Raw genomic sequence first — 24,085 nt, 5'->3', positions numbered from 1 at the left:
TATTTAAGTATGAAAGAATCAGTACTTTTTTTCTGTTTGATCATGACGACCATGGTGATCAAAGCCCAAACCATTTGGGAAGGTGGTGTTTTTGCTGGAATGGCGGTTTATTCAGGGGATATTAACCCAACACTTACTCCTCGCTTCAAGGATTTTACCCCAAGTTTGGGGCTGATTGCCAGAACAAATATCTCTAACCGCATGGGCTTTCGGGGAGGCATTACTTACCTCAAACTCAAGGGGGATGATGATAACTTTGCAGGCCGTGAATCCCGCGATTTTGATTTTAGTACCGACTTGGTTGAACTAAGTGTTTTGGGTGAATGGGAGCCCTTTGGTTCCAATCGTTATTACACCGATGCAGCTGGAAATTTAAACATGGACAAATTGATCTCTCCTTACCTGTTTACCGGAGTTGGGCTTTTAGGAGGGGGACTCAATACCAATTTTTCCAATTACCAGGGGAACAATGAAGACCTCAAAGCAGGGATTCAGAAAGACCGAGCCTATGGCAATTCTCTGCTTGGAGTGAGTATCCCTGTTGGATTAGGAATAAAGTTTGACATTTCGGAGGGCTTTACTTTTACCTTGGAGGGGTGTATCCGAGCCAGTTTTACGGATTACCTGGATGGGATCAGTTTTGCGGCCAGCCCTGAGGCTAAAGATACCTACATGAATTTGGGGATCGTAGTGTATCGTCGTTTTGGCAATCCTCGCCGTTGATGTTAGATTTGCTGAATTTTTAACAAATGAAGCAAAATTTTATTTAAGTAGATCAAACCTTTTTGTCAAATTCACATTTGATAAAAAAGGTTTGATCCAATGCTTCAATTGAAGAATGTACTGAAACAAATGATTCACATCTCAGAAGAAGAACTGGAAGCATTCGCTGAGCTGTGTTATCAAAAAGTATTCAATCGAAAGGCTTTGCTGAGCCAGGAAGCGAAATTCATCACCGAAGTTTATTTTATAAAAAAAGGCATCATTAGGGTAAAATTGGATGATCTTGGCGGCACTGAACACACCATCCATTTTGCCATTGAAAACCAGTTTATTGCCGATTACCGTGCCTTTTTGACCCAACAAAAATCCGCGTATCAGTTGCAAGCATTGGAAGATACAGATGTGATTGTAATGCCCAAAGCGGCCATTGAATGGGGCTATGCCAATCTGGAGCAAGGCGAGAAGTTAGGCCGATTGATTGCCGAGTACTACTTCATCTATCTGGACTCTCGCATCCAACACCTCTATACCTTGAACCCGAAAGAGCGTTACGATTTGTTGAACGAGATTTTTCCTAACATCCACAATCGTGTTCCACAGCACATGATTGCTTCTTACCTGGGGATCACCCCCGTTCACTTGAGTCGACTCAAAAGGCAAAGCTAGGAGCACCCAATCTGACAGCAGGCCCTCGAAAGCCTTAACATTTGTTATCGTTTTGTACCCTATTAAAGATTCATATTTGCGGTGAATTTAAAAAGGCACACACAATGAATCTTTCCAATCAAGAAAAAAAAAGACTGAAAGACAAATATGGGGACTGGGCCGTCGTGACTGGGGCATCATCGGGAATCGGTTTGGAATTGGCTACACAGTTGGCTGCGGCAGGCTTTAACCTCATCATCAATGCCAGAAACGAGGAGCGTTTGCTCAAGGTTGCACAGCAGCTCAAAAGCCAAAATATCGAAGTTAAATCGGTCATTGCCGATTTATCGGACAAGGCTGGCGTGGAAAAAATGATTCAGTCTACCCAAGGCTTGCAGGTCGGCTTGTTGATCAACAATGCCGGTTATGGAACTTCTGGCTTGTTTGTGGATGCATCCATGGATGCGGAAATCAACCTGTTGCGAGTAAACTGCGAGTCGGTGCTTGCCCTTTCTCATTTTTTTGCCAAAAAATTTAAGCAGCAACAACGTGGAGGAATCATTTTTCTGAGCTCCTTGGTTGCATTTCAGGGAGTTCCCTATGCAGCCAATTATGCGGCCTCAAAAGCCTATATTCAATCCTTCGCGGAAGCCTTGGCCGTGGAGTTGAAACCTTTTGGTATAGATGTGTTGGCCGCTGCCCCCGGGCCAGTCGAGACTGAATTCGGTCAAAGGGCTAATATGCAAATGGACAATGCCATGTCGCCGGACCAAGTTGGCGTTTCTATTCTTGCTGCCTTGGGTAAAAGAACCAATGTCGTTCCCGGGCTGTTGTCAAAAGTACTGACTTATGGTTTGCGCACTCTGCCGCGTTCTATGAAGGTAAAAATCTTGGAAAAGGTGATGGCTGGGTTCACGAAGCACCAAAGGTCAGGAGCGGAGTGATGCCCGGTATTTGTAAAAGTTTGGGAGAACCATTTCGTTTTGCGTCAATATTTTTAGAATTTCGCAAAATCGAAGTTCTAATAATTTTCCCAGACCAATAACTTATGACCGAAAATAAAGACATCTGGATCAAATTTGGATACGAGGTATTTGCAGTATCGGGTGAAAACGGATTAAAAATTGAAACACTTGCCAAAAAGGTGGGCATCAGCAAATCTTCATTTTACCACCACTTTGCAGACCTCGAAATTTTTGTCGAGTATTTATTGAAACACCATTTGCAGCAATCCCAGGGAATGGCTGACAAAGAAAAGAGTGCAAAAAACATTGATCCCGAATTGATCAATATCTTGGTAGAACACAAAATAGACTTATTGTTTAACCGGCAGTTGCGCATCAATCAACAACACCAGCACTACAAAGAAACACTGGGCAAATCCAATCAGATCATTGGAAACGAATTTGTCAAACTTTGGGCAAAAGACCTGAACCTCAACCTCAGTCAAGGGCAGTTAGAAAGTTTATTCGAATTAGCTTTAGAGAATTTCTACCTGCAAATCAATGCCGAAAATCTCAATCCTACCTGGTTATCCGCTTATTTCAACAACCTAAAACGGATTGCCCGAAATTTCGTTTAGCCCATTGTACGGAAGCGTCTACAATCAAAGAACAGGGGCCATTACTTTTGTTCAAAATCATCATTAAATGAGCAATCTAATGACCCAACAATCGCACAAATCGTATTTGAAAATCACTGCTTTTGTGATCGGCTCTTTTGGCCCCATCTTCTTTTTAGGGACCATGTTGGCTACTGCGGAGCCAGCCAGGTGGACCCTTGATTTTTTAAGCTTTCCGTTAGATGGCGTACAAAATTATGACGCAGCCACCACTCGGTTCCTTTCTGCACTTACGGGTGGTTTCCTACTCGGCTGGGGGGTATGCGTTTGGTGTTTGCAAAAATGGGTGTACGACCTGGCCCCCGAAGGCGTAAGGAAAGCGGTAGTCTGTGGGCTTTTGGCTTGGTTTGTTTTGGACAGTTCTGGATCAATCGCTTCAGGCAATGCTTCCAATGCTGTTTTTAATGTGATTGTACTTTTGCTTGCGGTAGGTCCGCTGTGGAGACCTGCTAAAGCAGACTAAAAATTAGAGCGCCTGGACTTTGTACGTTCAAAACCCAGGCGCATCTAATCTTTCTTTACGACTGATTGAGCTTATTGCTTACTAAACTTCAACATTTCACCCGCCTGTCCCTCTGCAAAAACGCGCAGATAATACATTCCAGCCGGGAGGGTATGGACATCCAATTCAGCTTGAGTACTGCCAGCATCCAGGTTTTGGCGCTGGGTGATTTTGCCATTCAGGTCCAGTACCTCTAGCGTAATTTTTCCCGTGCCCAGCTTATCGCCCAATTGAACATTGAGTAAATCCTGGGTCGGATTCGGGAAGATCGCTGAACTTTCCAGGGTACCTACCACATTGCTGCCACAGCGTCTTACGGTGAAAGCGGCTCCGGGTACATCCAACCCGGCACAAATGCTGCCTCCGCCTTGTACCAATAGGCCATTCACATCAAATCCGGTGGTTTGACCGGGTTTAACGATGCTCAAATCCAGGGTAGCCGGATTGTACACCAAGGTGTGGATGCGGTATTTGCCTTCACGGGTTACAAAAAACTCTGGGTTGTTGGTATTCACCGCTCGAATGATCAGGCTATCTCCTTCAGTCAATACCCACAATGAACGGTAGCCGCTAGGACCACTGGGTTGATGCAGAATGCTTGCTTTCAATCGTACAGGACGTATGCCACTCAGACAAGTATTTGGCTGCGGTACAATGCGACCGATGTTCACTTGACATGGGCAATTTTTTACATTGAAGCTCGCTCCGGCTACATCCAGAGCCGCACAGATGGTGCCTCCACCTTGAATGAGTAAACCATTGACATCTACCCCAGTGGTCTGACCAAACTTGACGATGCCCAAATCCAAGGTTGCAGGATTATACACCAAGGAGTGGATGGTGAATCGACCAGTGTCGCGCACAGTAAACAACGGTAGGTTGTTCACCTGCTGAATCACCAGTTTGCTGCCCGAAGTCAGCACATACAACAAGCGGTAACCTGTAGGTACAGTTGGCAACTTGCTAATACTGGCCGCAAGTACTGCCTGACCACCTTGCAGGCAAGTTGAACTGCCCAGCGCGCGCAAAGTGCCAGCATTAGCCTTGCAACATACCGCAGTAGATACCTCAAATTTCGCTCCAGCTACATCTAGTGAAGCACAGATCGAGCCCCCACCTTGGCGCAATAACCCATTGACGTCAAAACCAGTAGTAACTCCAGGTTTTACAATCCCTAAGTCCAAAGTGGCAGGATTGTATACCAGCGTGTGAATGGTATACTTGCCCGCCGCATTTACGGTAAAATTGGGGCTGGCTCCTGCATTGATGATCACCAAGCTGTCACTCCGGGTAAGGACATAAGCCACTTGATAACCCGCAGGTACAAATGGGCGAGACCCTTGTACTGCTCTTAAATTGGCCGAACCTGATTGCAAACAACCATCGGTCAATGGGCGCAAAGTTCCGGCATTGGCAGTACATGGGCAAACCTCAACATTGAATTTAGCTCCAGCTACGTCTAATGCAGCACAAATACTGCCCCCACCTTGCCGCAACAAACCGTTGACTGCAACACCCGTAGTGACGCCGATCTGCACGATTCCTAGGTTCAAGGTAGCTGGATTGAACACCAGGGTATGGATGGTATATTTCCCTGGAGCAGTGACTTTGAACTCCGGTTTGGCACCAGCGTTGATAATGACCAGGCTATCACCACGCGTCAGCACATACACCACCTGGAAACTATCGGGTACTATTGGGGCAGTACCTACCGAGGCCCGTAAGGTCAGGGTATCCCCATCCAAACAGCCGCGGGTTTCCGGACGTAGGGTTCCAGCAGTGGCAAAACAGGGTGCCTCACAAGCACCAAAGCTGAACTTGGCTCCTGCTACATCTAAGGCAGCACAAATTTTGCCGCCACCCTGGACGAGCAAGCCATTGACGTCAAAACCTGTTGTCACACCTGGCTTGACAATGCTCAAATCCAGGGTGCTGGGATTGTAAACCAAGGTGTGAATGGTGTAATTGGCATCAGGGGTTACGCGGAAGTAGGGAAAGCGGCTCACACCCTGGATCACCAGACTGTCGCCTTTGGTCAATACGTAAAGTACTTGGAATCCGCTGGGTACTGAGGGTGCTACCACTTGAGTGGCCTGCACACTGTTGTTGGTGCCGATCTGGCACATTTTGAGATCGCCCAAACGGCCTACGCTTGCGCGGCAGCTGTTTTGAGCCTGGACTGAGGTAACAATACTAAAGCTGAACAGGGTTAAAAAAAGGCTGTAGGCATAGATCTTCCAGCCTCTGCAATTGAGGTGAACTTTCTGATTCATAATGATTTCGGTTTTTAGAAATACGTTTCTTTAACTAGAGAGAGTGGGGATTGTTGAGGAAAAAAAGAGCTAAACTTCAGTTTTGTCGGATTTTTGACTTAGGTCTAAAATTGCATGAACAAAAAAATAGAACAAGATTTTGGCAATTGTTCATCTAAAAACCAAAGTCCTAACCTAAAGGACATCAAAAGGCACCAACATTCTTTTTATCAATCTCAATCGAACCCGTAATCACCGTACGAGGAATCGGCACTACCCCAGCTGCTGCATCATTGTTGGATAGTTTTAGGGTGCCGTGGCGCATATCGTAAAGGAATTGTGCGCCAAGTGCAGTGAACAACTCCCGCTTCTGGCCAACCAGGTAATCGATTACACCTTCTTTTACCAGCTTTAAATGTTCTGGTTCGGCGTCAACGGTGGTGATTTTTACCCTGCCGATCCGATTGGATTCTTTTACAGCCAGGGCGATACCTGGGCCAGAGTTGGAGTCAAATCCAGCCATTCCGGCAATATCGGGGTGCGCCGCAATCAGGTCAGCAGCCAGTCGTGCGGCGGTTTCCACATTGGCTTTGTCGTCGTATTTTCCCAGGAACTCTATGCCTGGATAGGGCTTGATGGCATCCTGAAAGCCCCGGAATCCTGCTTCCATGTTTTCCATGCCCAAAATACCCATCACCGCAACTTTTCCCTTCCCTTTGAGCAATTTTGCCATCCGTTCGCCCTGCAAACGCCCCATTTCGTACCAATCACTGCCGATGAAGCAGTGGCGCTGCGAATTGGGAATTTCCGAATCATACACTACCGTAGGAATACCTGCCGCTACTGCCTTGCGTATGGCCTGAGCAATTCCGGGATCGGTCCCATTGATGAGTAAACCTGCTGGGCGCAGCGGTATGACCTGTTCGATGGTCGCGATCTGGGTGGGTACATCCCATTCGGAAGGCCCCAGGATACTTGTTTTTACTCCCTTTTTGCGCCCCCAGGCCTTAAAAGCGCTTTGATCATGGTTGACGTAAAGAGGAAGATTGATGGCGGTGGTCACCATGATGTATTCTTCAACTTGGCCCAGTGTCTGATCGCTTTCGGCGGACTGCCTGGGCTGTGGACTGGTTGTGGTATGGCCTTTATCAGCAGCATTTGGACGAGGAGGGAGTTCGCAGGCGGTATTTAGCATTAGCGCCAAGGACCAAAGACAGATCTGAAGTGATGCTTTCATAGGGTCTGATGTTTGGTTTTTACTTTATGCAACAACATTTGATCGAGAACAACTGCAGCGATGAGGATGATCCCCAGGATTACTTCTTGCCAATAGCCTGAAACGCGTCCGATGATTAAGGCATTGTTGATCAGTGCCATGAACAGCGCCCCCAAGAATGCCCCCATCACCCGCCCTTGCCCACCGGAAAGACTGGCCCCACCTAAAATCACCGCAGTGATGACGCGCAATTCCAGCCCTCGGCCCGAGGTGGAGAGTGCTGCCCCCAAACGGGAAGAAAGCAAGATGCCCGCAATTCCCGCCAGAAGGGCTGAGAGTACAAAGGCCCAAATTTTCATTCGTTCGACCTGAATACCGGACAAACGGGCGGCTTTTTCATTGCCACCAATAAAATAGTAACGGCGAAAAAAACTGCTGCGCTCTACCAACACATGGAATAGCAGGACGATGCCCAACATATACCAGATCGGCATGGCAATGCCCAGGAGTTTGGACTGCCCCAAAATCAGGTATTCCCAGGGGAAATTTTGCAAACCAGCCCCACTGAGCATCAGGGCAAAACCCCGCACAATCCCCATCATGGCCAGGGTTTGAATCATTGGATTAATGCCTGCCCTGGCGATCAAATAACCATTGATCCAGCCAATGAGCAAAGCACCACCAAGGCCAGCCAACACGGCCACTTGAACAGGCACGGCGTGGTAGTACATGAGGTAGGCCGCCAGTCCGCCGGAGAAAGCTACAATTGAGCCTACAGAGAGGTCAAACATACCTCCAATCATCAGGATCATCATGCCGACCGCCACAATGGTATCAATGGATAGATTGAGCAAAATTTGGGAAAAATTATCCCAGGTGGCAAATTGCTGGGGATAAACCAGGCTAAGGATAATCCCGAGTACAACAATGGTGCTGCCGAGGGTGATTACCCGGTCGCCCAGGTAATGTGCCCAGGGGATGGCGCTTATTTTCATTGGCTTTGAATTTGTTGGCCTGTAGCCAATTGCATGATTTTTGCTTCGCTTGCTTGTTCTTTGGGTAAAATCCCGGCTATTTGCCCTTGCTGCATCACGGCAATTCGATCGGCAAGCAACAAGAGTTCGGGCAGTTCGCTCGAAATCAACAGGATACCGATCCCTTCTTGGCTGAGTTGTTTGAGGAGCTGGTAAATTTCTACTTTTGCTCCGATGTCAATGCCTTGGGTGGGCTCATCCACGATTAGTACCTGGGGCTTTGTGGCCAACCATTTTGCAAGGACAATTTTCTGTTGGTTGCCACCGCTCAGCAATCCAACTTGCTGGGCCAAAGAAGGCGTTTTGATGCGTAGTTTTTCGCGGTAATGTTCAGCAATTCTGGGCACTTCAAGGTTGAGCCAAAACTGCTTGTGCAAAAACACCGACTGGATGTTTTCAAGCATACTTTTGTCCAAAAAAAGCCCCAGGTTTTTTCTTTCTTCGGGTACATAGGCCAAACCCGCTGCAATAGCATCGAAGGGATGTTTGAATTGCACTGCTTTGCCGGCTAGCTCGATGGTTCCAGTTTGGATGGGCTGGTCACCAAAGAGCGCTCTGGCCAGTTCGCTGCGCCCAGCTCCAATCAGGCCCGCCAGCCCCAGGATTTCACCTCGGTATAGCTCGAAGGAGATATCGCTAAAACCTACTCCCCTGAGTTGCTCAATCTTTAAACATACCTCCTTGCTGGCGAAGGAGGCAAAGGACTCTTGCGCCAACTTGCGCCCAACCATGAGTTGAATGAGTTTTTCATGGTCCAGGTTTGCGGCTGGATAGCTGCCCTGGCTTTGGCCATCCTTAAGCACGGTGATTTGATCGGCGATTTGAAAAATTTCGGCCATGCGGTGCGAGATGTACAAAATGGCAGTTCCTCTGAGTTTGAGTTGTTGCAACAAGCCGAATAACAACTGGGTTTCTTGTTCACCAAGGGAAGAACTTGGCTCATCCAATATCAGCAACTTAGGTGCTACTGCCAATGCTTTGGCGATTTCAATCAACTGTTTTTGCGCGGGCGAAAGGCTGCTGACAAGCTGTTGAGGGGAAAGCTGGAGCAAGCCCAATTCAGCCAGTAACTGTTGAGTCTGCTGGTTCAATGCCCGCCGATCAATCCATCCCCAACGCTGACGGGGAGCTTTTTCCACAAATACATTTTCCGCAATGCTCAGGTTTTCCGCCAAACTACGCTCCTGATGCACAATACCTATGCCCAAGTCCTGGGCAGCTCTGGCGGAAGTTATGAAAATGTGTTCACCTTGCCAGCGAATGCTGCCCTCATCTGGCTGAACATTGCCCGCAATGATGTTCATCAAAGTGCTTTTTCCCGCTCCATTTTCGCCACAAATGGCGTGGATGGCTCCGGGAATTACACATAAGGATACTTGCTGAAGTGCTTTTACCCCTGGATAAAATTTGGAAATGTTGATCAGTTCGAGCATAATTCCATCGTTTAGGGGAATACTACTTGTTGGGTTGCCGCAGATTGATAAGCTCCCCAAACCAGTTTGACGGTATTCAGATTATCCGCCCCGGTGGTTTCACATTTTCCGCCTCGTAATCCATTGAGAATGTCTCGATTGCAATCTACAATACTGGAGTGTACCACTGCGTAATCGGGATCAAGCCAAGGGTACAATTGCGGACGAATGGTGCTTACCTGGGTTCCCGTAGCGGTATGGATGCGCAGTTGGAAATCATGGGTGAGCTGGATCGAGCCGAGTTCACCTTCCACTAAAACATGAGTTTGAGGGAAGGCTTCTTTTTCCAGTTTTGAGGCATAAGACATTTCGGTGAAGCAGTGTACTCCGTCCTCCATTTCCATCAACACATTGGCTACATCTTCTCCTTTGATTCCCGGGTTGACCCGCCGGGTCAGCGCGTACAAGGTACGCGCCTCGCCAAAGAGATACCGGCAAATGTCCAGCACATGTGAGCCAATATCCGTGAGGATGAAGTGCTCCAATTCGGCTAAAAAGGGTTGGTTGTCAAAAACCGGGAATGCCGAACAAAAACTGACCCTGGCTTTGAATACTTTCCCGATTTGCCCGGAGTCCATGGCCTGTTTGGCCGCTCGGATGGGGGCTTGCCAGCGAAAATTTTCGTGAATAAAAAGGGGTACTCTCTGCTGTTGACAATATTCCAGCATGGTGCGGGCTTGTTCCAGGTTGCTGGCCATTGGTTTTTGACAAACCACTGCCAAGCCTCGTTCAGCGGCTTTTTGGGTGAAATGCCAATGGGTATCTACATCGCTGATGATGTCCACAAAGTCCAGCTCTTCTTTAGCCAATAACTCGTCCATGTTGTCGTACACGCTTGGGATATGGTACTGTTGAGCCAGATCTTCGGCCTTCGACCGGGTTCGATTGTAGAGCGCCACCAATTCTAGGCCCTCTAGTTCCAGCCAGGCTGGTATTTGATACCGGGCCCAAAACCCAGTTCCAATTACAGCAAAACGCAATTTTTTCATGGGTACTATTTAAGCAAGGGATAGTTTTTGCTGCTGTCGTCCAGGATGAGGACCCAGTCTTGACCATAACCCTGGCTTGGTGGGGTGAAATTTTTTTGCCCGACGTTTGGCACTGTTTCACCAGTTTTACTTTCACCGCTGCGCGGATTGTACCAGGTAGCCTTGAGGGTTTTGCCGCTGATTTTGCCCAGGTTGAGGGTAAAGCTTTTGCCTTGAGAGGAATAAACTAGGAGGTAGTCTTTGCCCCGGGTTGCCTGGATCCGGTCGTGTTCGCCACGGGCATTGCTGAGTAAGCTTTGATCAGGAACCCGGTCAAGAATAGGTCGGGATTCCATCAGGATACGCAAAAACTGCATCTGCCCCGCCCCGGGCAAATTCATCGCCTCTTTCCAGGAAAGATGTGGCCCATTGATGGGCTCCCGGCCCTGGTCGTACATTTGCCAAATGTCGTGACAGCCATAGGTATGCCCACAAGCACCCGCAAACACATCAAGATAAGCGTGCTTGCGTACGTCGTAAGCACTGGACGTACCCAGGTCTTTGGCGTTGAAACATACCGGGTGGTCTTCGTAAATGGTCTCCCCATCCAGTACGGGTTTGATGGGTTTCTTTTGATAGGCTACCTGGATACGATCCCAGACATTGTTTTCGCGACAATGCCCCGTTTGAAACATATTGAAATCGAGCCAGGCATCCTGGTGGAACCATTTGGAGGAGCCCCCGTCTGCTAAGTCATTGGGCTGTGGGTGAAAGGTCATCAGGGCTTTGCCAGGACTACCTACTCCCTCGGTGATTCCTGCGGCCATGGCGCGCCAGATGGCCAGATCTTCGGCATTGCGCGGGTTGCGGTCACCTCCCAGAATCCAGATGAGGTTGCTGCGGGTGCCGTAACGCTGGCCTAGCCACTTGCCGTACACTTTGGCATTGTCGGGATTGAAAATCACCGGGCCTTTTCCCCAACGATCCGGGAATACTTTGTCGCCCCAGGTAGGTAAAAAACCGATGTAGAGGCCGAGTGCAGCGGCCTTGTCGATGATGAAATCTACATGGGCAAAGTAGGCTTCATTGGGTGTGGTCGGGTCATTGTTGACTAGGGGCCGTTCTCCATAAGCATTCGGTGTGTTCAAGCCATCCAGTTCGGCCAGAGCCACGGCCTGGATCACATTGAACTTTTTATCAGCGCGATTTTGGAGGTAGTCCGTTGCTTCTTCTCGGTTTAGGCGGTGAAAAAGCTCCCAGGCGGTATCGCCCAACCAAAAGAATGGTGTGCCGTCTGATTTGACCAAATACCTTTGATTGGCACTCACTTGGAGCGAAGCTTGAGCGTAGGAGAGGAGTACAATGAGTTGGAAAAGGATAGTGCTTGCGATGGTTTTCATGACTTGGTGATTTATTTTTCGGTGATGTCGCGAACTTGCTCGCGGATGTCGGATAGCTCAAATATTTTTTGCCAGTTTTCTTTGAATAAAATTGGCTTGGCGCGTTTGCTGATTTTATAGGCTGCATCCGAAAATGTACCGTTGACCTCCTTAAACAACACGGCAATTTGAATGCGCAGGTGGCCCAGTACAAAATCTCTTGCTGCTGCTTCGGGCACACCCAATCCCACTACCCGGTCGTAACCTTCCTTGACTACTTCCATGCAGGTTTGGGCCAGCGTCTCTACCATGGCGGGCTCCAGAATGGCCATTTGTTCCAGGGTAATCCGGTAGGTTTGATCAATGGGGGCATACATGTCCTGCGCAATTTTTTCACCCAATTGATAATGCGCTTCGCTACCCGCCATCAGGGCGACTACAATGGATTGTTTGGCCGAAATACCTCCGTAAAAATCTCTGAATGCTGCCTCAGTAGGCTCCCAGTTGAAGATGCTGGGATGGCAAGGATGCGCAATGACATAGCCCAAATCCTCACGGTGTGCAATTTTCCCATCGAGGGGGGCGGCGGGGTCTAAAGTCAGCACTACCGCTCCAGCTTTCATCAGGGGGATTAACACCTCAGAAATGGCTCCAATGGCTACGTCGGGTACTGCCAAAATCACCACGTCTGCCTCCTGAACGCTGTCGTTTGTTTCTGTAGCTTTGATTCCTCGTTCAGCAAGTTTGTCGATGCCTACTTGGGCAATCTCCACATAGGTAACTTCGTATTGTGGATTTTTGAGGAAATTGTCACTGAGCCGAACGCCCATTTTACCTCCTGCTCCGATGAGTGAAATTTTCGTCATGGCTGTTTTTGTTTTTGTGAGTACGATAGATATCGCATAGCGATTTTTTTAGGTAACCAATACTTGTGGCAGCCCATTGTCGCTCATTTTCGAGGGTATCTTCCTTCGTGGTAAGCGGAGAGGACCACAACTCAAGGGTGACGGACTGGCAGGATTCGTAAGCTGCCACTTGCTGCAACAATGCGGGTATGTCCAGAATGCCCTGCCCGGCTGCACAACCTTCTACCCGGAATCCCATCAAATGGGGCCAACGCTGAATGCGAAAATCCTTGATGTGCAAATTGATGGTGTATGGTGCCAAATAGTCCATTACCGTGGAGATACCCTCATTGGCACCCAACGAATTGGCGGTATCTAAACAAATACGAACCCAATCTGCATCACTTGACTCAATAAACCCTTGCAGCATGGACGCTGAAAATCTGTCGTGGTTTTCAATGGCCAGTATGGTTTTTTGGGCAATTAAGTCGGGAACGAGTTGGTTTAAAATTTTTACAATTTGAGAAGAGTCGGGCTTGTAGCCCAGGTCATCGATCACGACTCGAATAAAGGGGGCCTCGAAAATTTCGGCAAGTTTGAGATATTGTTGGATGTGGGCAACTTCGAGCCTGCGTGTACCCACTTCAATTTGGATGCCCAAATCCTTGGCCAGAGCAGCCCAATGCTGACAGTTCGTCTTGAATTGCAGGTGTAAAGGAAAGTTGTCACCAACCTGGACCCGGCCAATGCCTTGTTGATGAGCGTAGTGCAATAAATCGACCAGGCTCATGTTTGCAGCATACCCCATACTGGCTACACCAAAAGCCCAGGGGAAAGTGTAGGTGCTTAATCCTAGTTCCAAATTGTTGTTGTTTTGCGACTTGATTACAAAGGTGCCATTTCAGGTGCGAAAGAATTGTCACTCAGTTTCCCAGTTGTTGAACTATATTAGCAGAATAGATTCAATTGAGATTATTTTTCGCTAATATTATGCCCATCATGTATGAACCATCTTATCGTTTGATTAACCCACAGGCCAATCGTTCCTTTGTGTTCAAATGGGAAGCATTTGACCTCACGACCCGTTGGCACTGTCATCCAGAACTGGAACTGATCTATTTCATGAAAGGCCGCAGCAATGCCATCATCGGTAATGGATTCAATGAGTTTGAGGCGGGTAATCTGGTCTTGCTGGGCTCTAATTTTCCCCATGTTTTGCAGGAAAATCCGACCTATCGATTGCAATACCCGGAGGAAAAACCCTTTGGTTTGATCATCCAGTTTAGGGAAGATTTCCTGGGAGAGCCTTTTCGCAATGCTCCAGAATTACACCCTTTGCGCAATTTGTTTCAGTTGGCTAAACGTGGTTTGGTTTTTGGCGAAAAAGTGGGCAGGATTGCGAAACCTTTATTGGAGCAGATGAACCTCGTACAGGATGCACGCAAGTTGATTCTTTTGTTGGAAATATTGCTGAGCTTAGCGGAGAGTGACGATTTTAGTTTTTTGCTGCACGAAGACTATTATTTTGATTTTAGCCAAGACGAAGAGCGAATGTGGCGAGTGAAACAGTACGTATTTGCCAACTTTAAAGAGCAATTGAGCATTGACAAAGCGGCTGAATTGGCTAACCTGAGCAAAACGGCTTTTTGTAGGTACTTCAAAAGCCGGACCCTCAAAACCTTTACCCGTTTTATCAACGAGGTAAGGGTCGCTTACGCTTGTAAACAATTGCTGAACCGGGATTTTTCCATCGGTGCAGTTTGTTTTGAGGCAGGATTTAACAGCCTGTCCTACTTTGACCGCATTTTTAAAGAGATTACGGGTAAGACACCACAGGAGTACCGGCAGGTCAGTCTTTTTATCCACGGATAAACAATGAGAATATGAAAAAATCATTGCTAGGTCTAGTTTTGTTGATGGGTTTGTGGGCAACCCTTTTTGCCCAGCCTTTAAAGCCAATCTTGAGCAAAGAACAAGTTGAAGTCTATGATTTTCAGGAAATCAAGATCGACATCAAAAAGCCTGATCCTAAGTTAAATCCCTTTAAACAGGTTCAGCTCTTGGGAGCATTTACCGCTGAAAATGGAGTGACCAAGAACGTAGCAGGTTTTTGTGACAGCCAGGATGGCAGCCTTTACCGATTGCGTTTTATGCCAGATCAGGTGGGCAAATACAACTTTGAGGTGACCCTTTCGCAAAATGGGAAAACCCAAAAAACTGCCGGGACCTTTGATGCCATTGCCTCCAGTCGCAAAGGGATTTTGCGCCTGGATAAAGATCACCCCTGGCATTTTAAATTTGACAATGGCGATCACTATTTTTGGAACAGTACTACTGCCTACTGGATGTTGGGGCTTAAAAATGAAGCGGAAATCACCGCCGCCATCGATCGCCTGGCGGGCTATGGCATCAACCGGATCAGGGTTGCCATCAATGGTCGTGCTCACGGCGGTGAGCGTTGGAACGAGCCAACAGTGGTGGAATCCAACAATTTTACCTTTAAACTCAACCCCTGGCTGGCCGAAAAACCGGATGATTTGGATGCCCCCAATTTTGATGTCACCCGCTTCGAAGTGGGGCACTGGCAAAAACTGGACCGTCTGCTGGCTCACTGTCGGGAGCGGGGCATCATCGTATCCATCATTTTTTACGTAGATGGGCTCGACCATGCCTGCGATCCCTTCAAAAAAGCCAACATGGGCAAGGAGGACGAGCAAATGTATTATGCTTATGCCGCCGCTCGGTACTCGGCCTACGAAAACATCATGTGGGACATCGCCAATGAATACCACTTGTTTCGTACGCCGGAATGGGCCGAGCAAATGGGGACCTTCCTCAAAAGTAAAGACCCTTACAATCACTTGATTTCGGTGCATGGCAAAGCGGATTTCCCATTTCGTAAATCGCCATGGGTAGACGTGGTGATGTACCAAAGCTGGGATGAATGCGGCGGCTACGATTTTATGATGAACGCCAAACGCCTTCAGCAAGAAACCGGGCGAATTTTACCGGCCATCAATGAGGAATACGGCTATGAAGGCCACTATCCACCCTGGGGTTGTGGGGCTACTGCTACCAAGGAGCGACCAGATGGCCGTTCTGGATTGAACCGTAGTCAGCTGGCCTGGGAAATTTGTATGACTGGTAGTTACCAAACTACGGGGGAAACGGCTGAATATGGCACTGGTGCTGGTGAAGATACCGGCGGAGGCTGGATCAATGGACGTGGCAACGACAAAATGACCATGCTTAAGTACTACAGAATTATGAAAGAAGCTTTTGAACGGACCCAATACTGGAACTTATCTCCCCGTAACGACCTCGTCAGTTTTGGAAACCTCTGCTTGGCTAATGAAGGCCATGAGTACCTGATCTACACCCGTGTCCAGCATTGTAGGCTCAAGCTGCCTGCTGGTCAGATGTACAGCGTCACCATGATCAATCCTAGAACGGGGGAGTCCAGACAATTGCCCGATGCCGACAGCGAGGTGGATAACCATGCCTGGCAGTATCGTCAAAATATTGAATCCAATACGGTGTTTGTTCTGAAAAGGAAATGAACTTACGCGTCAAACTCAGTCTTGTGGGAGTTGCCAAAAGGTAGGAAATAGTAAAATTACCGGTGCGGTAAATCTATTATTCAGTTGATTAGGTTTGTAACAAATCTGAACAAAGTTGTCCGAATTTGAACATCTGTTCTTGTTTCAAAAAGCTACAAGTGTTTGATATTCAGTTTTTGGGAAAAATGGCATGTTTTATGGAGTTCTTCTTTGAAAAAGCTTGAGATTCTCCAATCGAACCTTTGTATGATTTTTCGGTTACACTCCAAAACTGCTCATTTATGTTCAGCACCCTCTTCAAATTATCCCTGCGTCGTTTCCGCCAGAATCCATTGTTCAGCTTGTTGCAAATCGGCGGCTTGGCCCTCGGGATTGCCACTGCGTTGTTGCTTTGGACTTACATCAGTGCTGAACTGTCTTTTAATCGTTACCACCAAAAAACCGATCAATTGTATCGAATCCTGGTAGAGGACAAGGATGGAACAATCAGCGATTATACTCCCCCTGCTTTGGCACCCTGGCTTAAAAAGGAGTTTCCTGAAATTCAAAATTTTGCCCGTACCAACAGCAATAGTGAAGGTGTGGTATCCAGTTTTGGTACCAGCCTTAATGAAGACAAACCCCGCAATGCTTTTCGGGAGGTGAGTACCATTGCTTATGCAGACGGTGATTTATTTCGCCTCTTTAGTTTTGAGTCAAAAAGTGGAAAGGTCAATATTGACAAGGCTCAGGAAGTAGCTATTTCCGAATCTTATGCCAAAAAATATTTCGGCGAGGATGACCCACTGGGTATGACGCTGAAGTTAAACAACCAGTTTGGTGCACTGCCCTATACCATCACCGGGGTCTATAAAGACATGCCGGAGACATCAGACTACCGCTTTGACCTTCTGTTTTCCCTTCGCACCCTGGAGAACCCGGCTAATTTAAACGGAAATGATTGGGCAGCTTTGGATACCTGGTATTCGGCTTCGTATGCCAGTTTTGTGGAGCTGCGCGACGGTACGGCTTTGGATCGATTGGAGCAAAAAATCAATGCGGGTTTAAAAAAAGTGTTGCCTGAAAACGAGTCTCGGGTACGGCTACAGCCACTTGCAGAAATGCACCTCGGCAAGAGTAATGACGATCCATATCCTACTTTTGGCAATCGCAGCTTGATATTGGCTTTGGGTGCCATTACCTTTTTGATCCTTTTTATCGCCTGGGCCAATTATGTCAATTTGTCTACGGCTCAGGGCTACCAACAAGTTCAAAATGTAGGTATTCGCCGTACAATTGGTGCTACCCGCATTCAGGTAGCTGCGCCCTATTTTATGGATTCTTTGCTATTAACCACTTTTGGCGTACTGATTGCTTTGCCCTTGATTGCGGCATTTCGTCCAATGGTATCCTCCATGATCGGGCGTGATATCAATCCCTTTAGCCTTTTGGGCCAATCTTATTTGTGGCTTTTTGTTGCCGTAGTTTTGCTGGGCACTGCTACGGCTGGAGCTTACATAGCCTGGTTGCTGTCGGGAGTTAAACCGGTTCAAATGCTGAATAAACAAACCCAAAGCGCTCGCTCGGGAATAGGAACCCGGAATGTATTGGTCATTGTACAATTTGCCATTTCTATCTTGTTTATCATCGGAGCTTTGGTTATGCAACGCCAATTGCACTTTATGCAAGGCAAGGACCTGGGCATGAACCTCGAACAAATTTTGGTCATTCGCGGTCCAGAAAGTGGTGAAGCCGAGGCAAGAAAACAAAACCTGAATGTCCTGAGGAGTGAACTGGAGAAGTATGCCTGGGTAGAGGATTTTTGTTTTACCGGCTGTTTACCAGGTGCTACGTTTAACCAAAATTTCTCCACAGCAGGTTTTGCTTCACAGTTTTCTACCCCTGAGGACAGCAAAAAGAGTTACATCATTGCTATGGTTGACCACTTGTTTCAGCCTACGTACGAAATCCCTCTCCTCGCGGGCAAAAACCTTACGGTTGAAGATGCCCGCAATGGATATAGCCAAAGCAATTCCCTTATGTTGAATGAAACAGCCGCCCGGCAAATGGGATTTGATCGTCCTGCCGAAGCTGCAGGTCAATTGATTAAGTGGAATGATCAAAATATGTTGGTAAAAGGAGTACTCAAAGATTACCACAACCGAGGTTTGCAACAAGCTATCGAACCAATGGTGTTTTTGCCATCCACCAATTCCAATTTGATCAGCATCCGAGTGGGTACGGAGCAATTAGCCAGTCACTTAACCCAACTGAAAGAGCTTTATAATAAACTTTTCCCCACAGAGCCGTATGAATATTATTTTGAAAAAGACGACTTCGACAAGCAATACCTGGCCGAGCAGCGCCTAGGCAATATTGCCACTTCGGCTACTTTCATGGCAGTGTTGTTGTCTTGTTTCGGCTTGTTGGGCTTGATTATCCATTCCATTGGTCGTCGCACCAAAGAGATTGGGATTCGGAAGGTATTGGGCGCTTCAATAGCAAGTATTACCAATATGCTTACGCTTGATTTCCTTAAACTGGTGTTGGTTGCGATTATCCTGGCTAGCCCAATTGCCGGGTATTTCATGCAGCAATGGCTGAGTGGTTTTGCTTACCACATCAATTTGGATTGGTGGATCTTTGCTTTGGCTGGTTTGATGGCATTACTCATTGCCGCCATTACAGTGGGTGTGCTTAGTGTAAAAGCGGCAATGACCAATCCGGTGGAGGTGCTGAAAACGGAGTGAATTGAGAGGTGTTCTGATCACTTTTCCTTACCGATAGAGACCGCAACAATCTTCCCCTGTTCATCCAGGTACTCAAGATTGATGACGTCTCTGGAGGTGTAATCGCCCATGATCAGTTCACAGTCGAGCTCCGGTGTCCTTTTGGAAAAGTCAACCCCTTCAATGCGCTGGATTTTGTAGCCATTCTTTAGTCCAAGGCGGGCTGCTGGGGAGTGGTTCCAAATCATGCCGATGGAGTAATGGTCTTCTTTGGGAATAATATTTAGCCCTTGTGCAATGACAAATTGATCGACTTCGATTTGAGATTTTCCTTCGTAGCCTTTGAAATAAAATTGTTTGTGTAGGTAGTCCACCGTAATGATTCCGTATTTACCAAGGCCGATTCCAACCCTACTTTCGGTTTGCTCCTGCCCAGGAATGGAGTTGGTATTTAATAGATGGGTATTTCCTATACCAATGGTATCAAAGCTAAAGAGTCTGAACCATTGCATTTGCTGAGAATCAGTTATTGACATAATCATTTTGCCTTCGCCAAAATTGATCAATCGAGCAACCTGATTTTCCAACGGAATGGCCGAGTCTTCTTTAGAAATACAAACTACATCTTCATCGCCTGTATCAAAGAGGGCTGCAATTCGGTGACCCTTACCCAAGGAGAGTTCGATGTACGGATTGCTTTGTTTCCTGTTGAGTGCAAGGGGTGTTTGGGAATGTCCCGCTAAGTCCAGTTTTTTCAGTTCATTGCTCAAAATCAATTTTCTTGCCTGCAAGTCGATTTGTAGGATACAATTCCGCAAGGCATTGCTTCCAATTATTCCATCAACCCCCCAGCACTTGAGTAATCTATCGGTTTCTTCGGGCAATACAAAAGCCGGAATATTCCTGAATGTAATTTGCCCAAGATTAAATGATTTTAGTTTAATTCGGCCCCATTGAACAACGCCACCTACCGCATCGGTGAGTTTTTCACTATGGCTTATTTGGGCATCCACTTCCTGATGCAAATCTTCAGATATTACACATGGTGCTCCTGTGTCTAAAATAAATTTCTGCAGTTTGCCCCCGATTTCAAGTGGTAGAACTACTTTCCCATTAATGAATTCAATGGGGATGGTATCATGAAAAATGATGGGAAATATCTTGCCTTTATTCAGCGTGTTTTGCGCTTGGAGGAAACATGCCCCAAAGAGGATGAACATTATTACCAGCAATCGATTGATCATGTCTAATTGGATTTTGGTTTACAAATATTTGAGCTAAAATTGTATTGCTTTGGATGCTTCAGATTGTATAGTTGATTATTTATTTCAACATTTGTATTCCGATTCTGTTCTTTTGAATACCCAAAACATGGATTCCCAATGAAATTATTAGCCCTTCACGATTTTCCCCTCCAAGCCTTCGACAAGCTGCGTTATGCTGATACCGATCGCCAGGGGCATGTCAACAATGCCAACTTCTCTACTTTTCTGGAAACTGGACGGGTGGAGTTTTTGTACCATCCAGAATACCCCATTTTGCAGGATGGCTACAGTTTTGTCATTGCGGCGCTGCACCTGAATTTTATCGAAGAAATGACCTGGCCGGGACGGGTGGACATTGGGACTGCTGTGCTTAAGATTGGCAATAGTTCAATCACCCTTTATCAGCAATTGTTTCAACAAGATAAATGTGTAGCCAGTGCGGAAACGGTGATTGTGCAGATGGACGATAACAGCCGGAAAAGCGCTCCGCTTGGTGCCCTGGCAAAGGAGAAGTTGAATCGGTGGAAAATTGAGTTTTAGGTATAAACTAGTAGATTCATCTGAATTTCGGGGCTGAAGGTGAGGTGATGCTCAGGGTATTGTTTGGAAAAATCAAGCCACAAGGCAAACTTCCTTTTGAGCTCCCAGCCTCCATGAAGGCAGTGAAAGTGCAAAAGGAAGATCTACCTTATGATTCAAAGTATCCATTGTATCCATTAGGATTTGGCTTGGCTTACAGGGATAAAAGCAATTAAAACCTGTATTGGCGCATCTCACTGCCCGGCACGGGCCCCCGCTAAGCCCTTGAACCGCCACAAATAATGCGGCGCATTTTTGCGCATATGGGCCTTGCTCCGCATCATCACATCAGGTATGTCGCTGTCGGCCACGTATACGTATCCATCTGGTCCAAAGCTCATTCCATCGGGCCAACGCATTTTAGGGTGGGCAACCAGGGTATAATACTGGCGGGCGGTATCAATCACCGTGATGGCCCCATTCTCGATATCAGTTATATAAATGTTGTTGGCGTCATCGATGGTCAAGCCATCGCATTGGCCCCGATTGGCATACACTTCAACCCTGGTGCTCAGTTTTTCCTCACTTAAGGATGGATCATTGAGGTCACGTACCCTAACCCGATATAATTTACTTCCACTCATTGGGCCGAAGTACAAATATTCATTGTTCCGATCCAGTACGATGGGATCCACCGCCGGATGAAAATGATAAAAAGGGCCAGCAGGGCGCATCTCGCGTCCTTTGTTGATCACACTGTAGTTGCCCTCAGGCACCATGCTTACATGGTTTTCCAGTACCCTTCGACAGGTTTTGGTTTTGATGTCAACGATCACTAGTGCAGGAGTTTGGCCAAAAGCGGAAAGGTCGGCGATGTAGATTTTTTCACAAGCAGTATCGATCTGCATGTCTTGTACATAGGAGCCTCGTCCAGCGACCTCTTTGGGCAAATCTATACGTTTGAGCAATTTGCGGGAATGGATATCAAAGCACAAAAGGCGGGGCGTTTTGAACCCATTCTGACCGTGGTCCAAAGTCCACAAACGATTTTTTGCGTCAATGCGAATGTTGAAAATCGCGTCAAGAAAAACGGGACCATTGGATTTACTCTGCCATTGTTCATTGGGAAAAGGTACGGGTTTCCCATCAACCAATTCCCATACTTTGATAGCCGGGTGTCCTTCGGCGTGGTAGGTGCAAAAAATACGCCCTTCCTGGCTCACCGCCAGATTGCCTGGCGCTTCAGGTAATGTAGCAATGATTTGTAGGCTATCAGAAGGCCATTTTGGTGCAGTCCCACGATCTGAGAATGCTTGGCCACTACCCCCGTAGCGCAGGTAAAACCAACTTAAAAAAATGATCAGGGCTGCAACGGTGGTCAGGAGTATCCATTTTACCACTTTCCATAAAGATTTCATAAGATCAGATTTTAGCACGTCGCCGGCAGCATTTCAAGCTGCTTTACGACGTATAATGGAATAAATATTCAGTTTTTTTGAAAAAAAATTACCGCCTGATACTGTCCCAGCACAGGACAAAAGCCTGATCAATCCAGGTCTGACTCAATTCCTGACCAGATTTCAGCGCCAAGTTGGCAATTTCATTGGCTGACCCCATCAAATGAGCGATCAATAACTCATTTTGGATGTTTTTGACCAACAGCTCTGTTTTTCCGCGATTGAGCAATTCATGCAAGTTTTGAAAAGCGGACAAATCCAGCTGCACTGCTTCCTGATCGAGAAAATGAGAATGGACGCATTGCTCAATGAAAAAATGCTCTTCATAAAACCGGACCCGGTTGCGCAGGTAGTTTTCGTACAATTGCTGCAAACAAATGGCAAAAGGAGCCTTTTCATCCAAGGACGCATAAATTCTACTGGTATTCAATCGCTTAAGGCGTTTAAAGAGAGAATTAATCAACTCTTCCTTGCTTTTGAAATACACATAGATTGTACCCATCCCCAGTTTGGCCACTTTGCTCAATTCCGCCATGGTCAGGCCAGTGAGTCCGTTTTGCCGAACCAGCTGCAGGGTGGCGCTGTAAATAACCTGTTCTTTTTCCGGGTCTTTTGGCTTCATGGGGCAAAGATAATAGAATAAATATTCTGCAAACCTTTAGGGTGGATTTTTTTGTATTGGTCTTTGTTCGAATTCCATTTCCTGCGGCCCGCAGTGTTTGCCTTAGGGCAACCCAGTTGGCCTTTGATTTTGTCTAGGCCAAACTGCAGATTATCTTTGTGCCTCAGATAAGCATAAAACTAAAGCAAACAACAATGGATAATTTAGTAAAATATTTTCAAAACCTTGGTTTTACAGTCGATGAAGCTACTACCTTGGCGTCTGCATTTCATGGTAAGGAACTCAATAAAGGCGATTTCTTCGTGGAGGCAAACAAAATATCCAGGTCGCTCGCATTTTTGGAAAGTGGTCAATTGCAATATTATTTTTTGGATGACAATGGAGAGGAACGAACGACCTATATATCCTTACCGAATACCTTCGTCACCTCATTGTTGAGCTTCCTGCACGAAACGCCTGCAAATGAAAACATCAGAGCCCTCACCCGCTCCAAAATCTGGACCATTTCCAAAGAAGATTTAATGCATTTAAAAAATGAAAATACCAAGTTTAAAGATTTTTACATCAGTTTATTGGAATGGCAAATCTGCTGCATTGACAAAGATCGCTTTGACCTGATCACATTGACCGCAGAACAGCGCTATGAAAAGTTGGTAAATGAGGAGCCAGACTTGCTTCAACAAGTTCCCTTACAGTACATCGCATCCATGTTGGGCATAACACCGAGGCATTTGAGTCGCCTGCGCACAAAAATTTGAGCAATTTTTATTTCAGGACATATGTCCAGAAGATTTGCTGCTGCACTACCGAATTTTGTCTCATCAAATTGTAAAAACAAAAACGATGAAAAAGCAAATTCTCGTAGTGCTCATGCTCTTTGTAGCTAGCCTAACTCAAGCTCAAGACCGTTTTCCTAAAAACCAATTGAGTATCAATGGATTCCGAAATCCATCCATTGGATTAGAGTACCACCATAAACAAGTATCCATCCATGCCGGTTACTATCCCACCAATTTCACCAAGGATGTAACCACTGAATTTTTAAAAGCTGGGGTGTCTTACTGGCTCTTGCCATGGGGAAAAAAAGAAATCCCTTCTTCGTTCTACATCGGTTCTTCCTACCTGCGTGGTTTAACTCGCGACTACAAAGACCAGGATGCCCTGGCTTTTGAAGCAGGTGCAAGATTTGTCGTTTGGAAAGGTTTGAACTTCCGTTTGGGCGTAATCGCGCTAGCGGCTGAAGGGCAAAGCCTCAAAATCAATCCCACACCAAGCATTTCCTATTCCATCAAATTTT

At 46.7% G+C, this 24,085-nt stretch carries 23 protein-coding genes; 12 read left to right on the top strand and 11 right to left on the bottom strand.

From position 1 onward, the window contains the following. Positions 1-9 precede the first annotated feature (9 nt). From SFV55_RS21975 to SFV55_RS21955, 5 genes are all read left to right on the top strand, one after another. Positions 10-723, top strand: coding sequence for a DUF6089 family protein (locus SFV55_RS21975; RefSeq protein ID WP_320031708.1), 714 nt, complete (start codon positions 10-12; stop codon positions 721-723). A 99-nt stretch (positions 724-822) separates the two neighbouring features. After that, positions 823-1,389: a Crp/Fnr family transcriptional regulator gene (locus SFV55_RS21970; protein WP_320031707.1), complete on the top strand. Its 567-nt coding sequence runs from the start codon at positions 823-825 to the stop codon at positions 1,387-1,389. 104 nt (positions 1,390-1,493) lie between these two features. Further along, positions 1,494-2,312: an SDR family oxidoreductase gene (locus SFV55_RS21965; protein WP_320031706.1), complete on the top strand. Its 819-nt coding sequence runs from the start codon at positions 1,494-1,496 to the stop codon at positions 2,310-2,312. A 104-nt stretch (positions 2,313-2,416) separates the two neighbouring features. Continuing rightward, positions 2,417-2,950 carry a TetR/AcrR family transcriptional regulator gene (locus tag SFV55_RS21960; protein WP_320031705.1) on the top strand — a complete coding sequence of 178 codons (534 nt, stop codon included), beginning with the start codon at positions 2,417-2,419 and terminating at the stop codon, positions 2,948-2,950. A 67-nt stretch (positions 2,951-3,017) separates the two neighbouring features. Further along, the gene (locus SFV55_RS21955; protein ID WP_320031704.1) at positions 3,018-3,452 is read left to right on the top strand and encodes a hypothetical protein; all 435 of its coding nucleotides are present in this window, start codon (positions 3,018-3,020) and stop codon (positions 3,450-3,452) included. 71 nt (positions 3,453-3,523) lie between these two features. Here SFV55_RS21955 and SFV55_RS21950 read toward each other — a convergent pair whose 3' ends face one another. From SFV55_RS21950 to SFV55_RS21915, 8 genes are all read right to left on the bottom strand, one after another. Further along, complete coding sequence (locus SFV55_RS21950) at positions 3,524-5,764, bottom strand: T9SS type A sorting domain-containing protein (RefSeq protein WP_320031703.1); 2,241 nt, start codon at positions 5,762-5,764, stop codon at positions 3,524-3,526. Positions 5,765-5,948: 184 nt separating this feature from the next. Next, complete coding sequence (locus SFV55_RS21945) at positions 5,949-6,980, bottom strand: substrate-binding domain-containing protein (protein ID WP_320031702.1); 1,032 nt, start codon at positions 6,978-6,980, stop codon at positions 5,949-5,951. Next, positions 6,977-7,954, bottom strand: coding sequence for an ABC transporter permease (locus SFV55_RS21940; protein WP_320031701.1), 978 nt, complete (start codon positions 7,952-7,954; stop codon positions 6,977-6,979). Before SFV55_RS21940 ends, SFV55_RS21945 begins: the two co-directional genes overlap by 4 nt. Next, positions 7,951-9,426, bottom strand: a complete 1,476-nt coding sequence (locus tag SFV55_RS21935; RefSeq protein ID WP_320031700.1) for a sugar ABC transporter ATP-binding protein — start codon at positions 9,424-9,426, stop codon at positions 7,951-7,953. The genes SFV55_RS21940 and SFV55_RS21935 overlap by 4 nt, the downstream gene beginning before the upstream one ends. Positions 9,427-9,437: 11 nt before the next feature. Continuing rightward, on the bottom strand, positions 9,438-10,454 hold the full coding sequence (locus SFV55_RS21930; protein WP_320031699.1) for a Gfo/Idh/MocA family oxidoreductase: 1,017 nt from the start codon (positions 10,452-10,454) through the stop codon (positions 9,438-9,440). A gap of 5 nt (positions 10,455-10,459) precedes the next feature. Then, entirely contained in the window at positions 10,460-11,833 is a 1,374-nt protein-coding gene (locus tag SFV55_RS21925; RefSeq protein WP_320031698.1) for a glycoside hydrolase family 140 protein, read from the bottom strand. Between the two features lie 11 nt (positions 11,834-11,844). Then, a complete protein-coding gene (locus tag SFV55_RS21920; protein ID WP_320031697.1) occupies positions 11,845-12,678 on the bottom strand; it encodes a phosphogluconate dehydrogenase C-terminal domain-containing protein in 834 nt (277 codons plus the stop codon). Further along, on the bottom strand, positions 12,644-13,519 hold the full coding sequence (locus SFV55_RS21915; protein ID WP_320031696.1) for a sugar phosphate isomerase/epimerase family protein: 876 nt from the start codon (positions 13,517-13,519) through the stop codon (positions 12,644-12,646). The genes SFV55_RS21920 and SFV55_RS21915 overlap by 35 nt, the downstream gene beginning before the upstream one ends. Positions 13,520-13,656: 137 nt before the next feature. Between SFV55_RS21915 and SFV55_RS21910 the strand changes: the two genes are divergently transcribed. From SFV55_RS21910 to SFV55_RS21900, 3 genes are all read left to right on the top strand, one after another. Continuing rightward, complete coding sequence (locus tag SFV55_RS21910) at positions 13,657-14,529, top strand: AraC family transcriptional regulator (protein WP_320031695.1); 873 nt, start codon at positions 13,657-13,659, stop codon at positions 14,527-14,529. Between the two features lie 11 nt (positions 14,530-14,540). After that, positions 14,541-16,217 (top strand): DUF5060 domain-containing protein, encoded by a 1,677-nt coding sequence (locus SFV55_RS21905; RefSeq protein WP_320031694.1) that lies wholly within the window; start codon positions 14,541-14,543, stop codon positions 16,215-16,217. Between the two features lie 281 nt (positions 16,218-16,498). After that, entirely contained in the window at positions 16,499-18,946 is a 2,448-nt protein-coding gene (locus SFV55_RS21900; protein ID WP_320031693.1) for an ABC transporter permease, read from the top strand. A 17-nt stretch (positions 18,947-18,963) separates the two neighbouring features. On the opposite strand, the gene SFV55_RS21895 is transcribed toward SFV55_RS21900, so the two are convergent. Then, the gene (locus SFV55_RS21895) at positions 18,964-20,169 is read right to left on the bottom strand and encodes a retropepsin-like aspartic protease (RefSeq protein WP_320031692.1); all 1,206 of its coding nucleotides are present in this window, start codon (positions 20,167-20,169) and stop codon (positions 18,964-18,966) included. Positions 20,170-20,307: 138 nt separating this feature from the next. Between SFV55_RS21895 and SFV55_RS21890 the strand changes: the two genes are divergently transcribed. Further along, positions 20,308-20,730 carry a thioesterase family protein gene (locus SFV55_RS21890; protein WP_320031691.1) on the top strand — a complete coding sequence of 141 codons (423 nt, stop codon included), beginning with the start codon at positions 20,308-20,310 and terminating at the stop codon, positions 20,728-20,730. Between the two features lie 44 nt (positions 20,731-20,774). Then, positions 20,775-20,945: a glycoside hydrolase family 3 C-terminal domain-containing protein gene (locus SFV55_RS30280; protein ID WP_413776728.1), complete on the top strand. Its 171-nt coding sequence runs from the start codon at positions 20,775-20,777 to the stop codon at positions 20,943-20,945. Positions 20,946-20,963: 18 nt separating this feature from the next. Here SFV55_RS30280 and SFV55_RS21885 read toward each other — a convergent pair whose 3' ends face one another. Together SFV55_RS21885 and SFV55_RS21880 are read right to left on the bottom strand one after the other, a co-directional pair. After that, positions 20,964-22,127, bottom strand: a complete 1,164-nt coding sequence (locus SFV55_RS21885) for an L-dopachrome tautomerase-related protein (protein WP_320031690.1) — start codon at positions 22,125-22,127, stop codon at positions 20,964-20,966. An 88-nt stretch (positions 22,128-22,215) separates the two neighbouring features. Then, positions 22,216-22,788 carry a TetR/AcrR family transcriptional regulator gene (locus tag SFV55_RS21880; protein ID WP_320031689.1) on the bottom strand — a complete coding sequence of 191 codons (573 nt, stop codon included), beginning with the start codon at positions 22,786-22,788 and terminating at the stop codon, positions 22,216-22,218. A gap of 194 nt (positions 22,789-22,982) precedes the next feature. Here SFV55_RS21880 and SFV55_RS21875 point away from each other — a divergent pair, with 194 nt between their 5' ends. Further along, entirely contained in the window at positions 22,983-23,546 is a 564-nt protein-coding gene (locus SFV55_RS21875) for a Crp/Fnr family transcriptional regulator (RefSeq protein ID WP_320031688.1), read from the top strand. Between the two features lie 85 nt (positions 23,547-23,631). Then, on the top strand, positions 23,632-24,085 hold a 454-nt coding region (locus SFV55_RS21870), incomplete at its 3' end, for a hypothetical protein (RefSeq protein ID WP_320031687.1).

This window comes from Haliscomenobacter sp. (assembly GCF_033763495.1).
In the GTDB taxonomy this organism is placed as follows: Bacteria; Bacteroidota; Bacteroidia; order Chitinophagales; family Saprospiraceae; genus Haliscomenobacter.
This window is presented reverse-complemented; position numbering and strand designations above follow the sequence as displayed.

What these genes read in the sequence shown, in the direction of transcription:
- SFV55_RS21930 (WP_320031699.1), bottom strand. Translation starts at nt 10,454, where the DNA reads ATGAAAAAATTGCGTTTTGCTGTAATTGGAACTGGGTTTTGGGCCCGG.
- SFV55_RS21970 (WP_320031707.1), top strand. Translation starts at nt 823, where the DNA reads ATGCTTCAATTGAAGAATGTACTGAAACAAATGATTCACATCTCAGAA.
- SFV55_RS21955 (WP_320031704.1), top strand. Translation starts at nt 3,018, where the DNA reads ATGAGCAATCTAATGACCCAACAATCGCACAAATCGTATTTGAAAATC.
- SFV55_RS21950 (WP_320031703.1), bottom strand. Translation starts at nt 5,764, where the DNA reads ATGAATCAGAAAGTTCACCTCAATTGCAGAGGCTGGAAGATCTATGCC.
- SFV55_RS21920 (WP_320031697.1), bottom strand. Translation starts at nt 12,678, where the DNA reads ATGACGAAAATTTCACTCATCGGAGCAGGAGGTAAAATGGGCGTTCGG.
- SFV55_RS21925 (WP_320031698.1), bottom strand. Translation starts at nt 11,833, where the DNA reads ATGAAAACCATCGCAAGCACTATCCTTTTCCAACTCATTGTACTCCTC.
- SFV55_RS21895 (WP_320031692.1), bottom strand. Translation starts at nt 20,169, where the DNA reads ATGATCAATCGATTGCTGGTAATAATGTTCATCCTCTTTGGGGCATGT.
- SFV55_RS21905 (WP_320031694.1), top strand. Translation starts at nt 14,541, where the DNA reads ATGAAAAAATCATTGCTAGGTCTAGTTTTGTTGATGGGTTTGTGGGCA.
- SFV55_RS21935 (WP_320031700.1), bottom strand. Translation starts at nt 9,426, where the DNA reads ATGCTCGAACTGATCAACATTTCCAAATTTTATCCAGGGGTAAAAGCA.
- SFV55_RS21875 (WP_320031688.1), top strand. Translation starts at nt 22,983, where the DNA reads ATGGATAATTTAGTAAAATATTTTCAAAACCTTGGTTTTACAGTCGAT.
- SFV55_RS21885 (WP_320031690.1), bottom strand. Translation starts at nt 22,127, where the DNA reads ATGAAATCTTTATGGAAAGTGGTAAAATGGATACTCCTGACCACCGTT.
- SFV55_RS21910 (WP_320031695.1), top strand. Translation starts at nt 13,657, where the DNA reads ATGTATGAACCATCTTATCGTTTGATTAACCCACAGGCCAATCGTTCC.
- SFV55_RS21900 (WP_320031693.1), top strand. Translation starts at nt 16,499, where the DNA reads ATGTTCAGCACCCTCTTCAAATTATCCCTGCGTCGTTTCCGCCAGAAT.
- SFV55_RS21945 (WP_320031702.1), bottom strand. Translation starts at nt 6,980, where the DNA reads ATGAAAGCATCACTTCAGATCTGTCTTTGGTCCTTGGCGCTAATGCTA.
- SFV55_RS21890 (WP_320031691.1), top strand. Translation starts at nt 20,308, where the DNA reads ATGAAATTATTAGCCCTTCACGATTTTCCCCTCCAAGCCTTCGACAAG.
- SFV55_RS21975 (WP_320031708.1), top strand. Translation starts at nt 10, where the DNA reads ATGAAAGAATCAGTACTTTTTTTCTGTTTGATCATGACGACCATGGTG.
- SFV55_RS21940 (WP_320031701.1), bottom strand. Translation starts at nt 7,954, where the DNA reads ATGAAAATAAGCGCCATCCCCTGGGCACATTACCTGGGCGACCGGGTA.
- SFV55_RS21965 (WP_320031706.1), top strand. Translation starts at nt 1,494, where the DNA reads ATGAATCTTTCCAATCAAGAAAAAAAAAGACTGAAAGACAAATATGGG.
- SFV55_RS21880 (WP_320031689.1), bottom strand. Translation starts at nt 22,788, where the DNA reads ATGAAGCCAAAAGACCCGGAAAAAGAACAGGTTATTTACAGCGCCACC.
- SFV55_RS21960 (WP_320031705.1), top strand. Translation starts at nt 2,417, where the DNA reads ATGACCGAAAATAAAGACATCTGGATCAAATTTGGATACGAGGTATTT.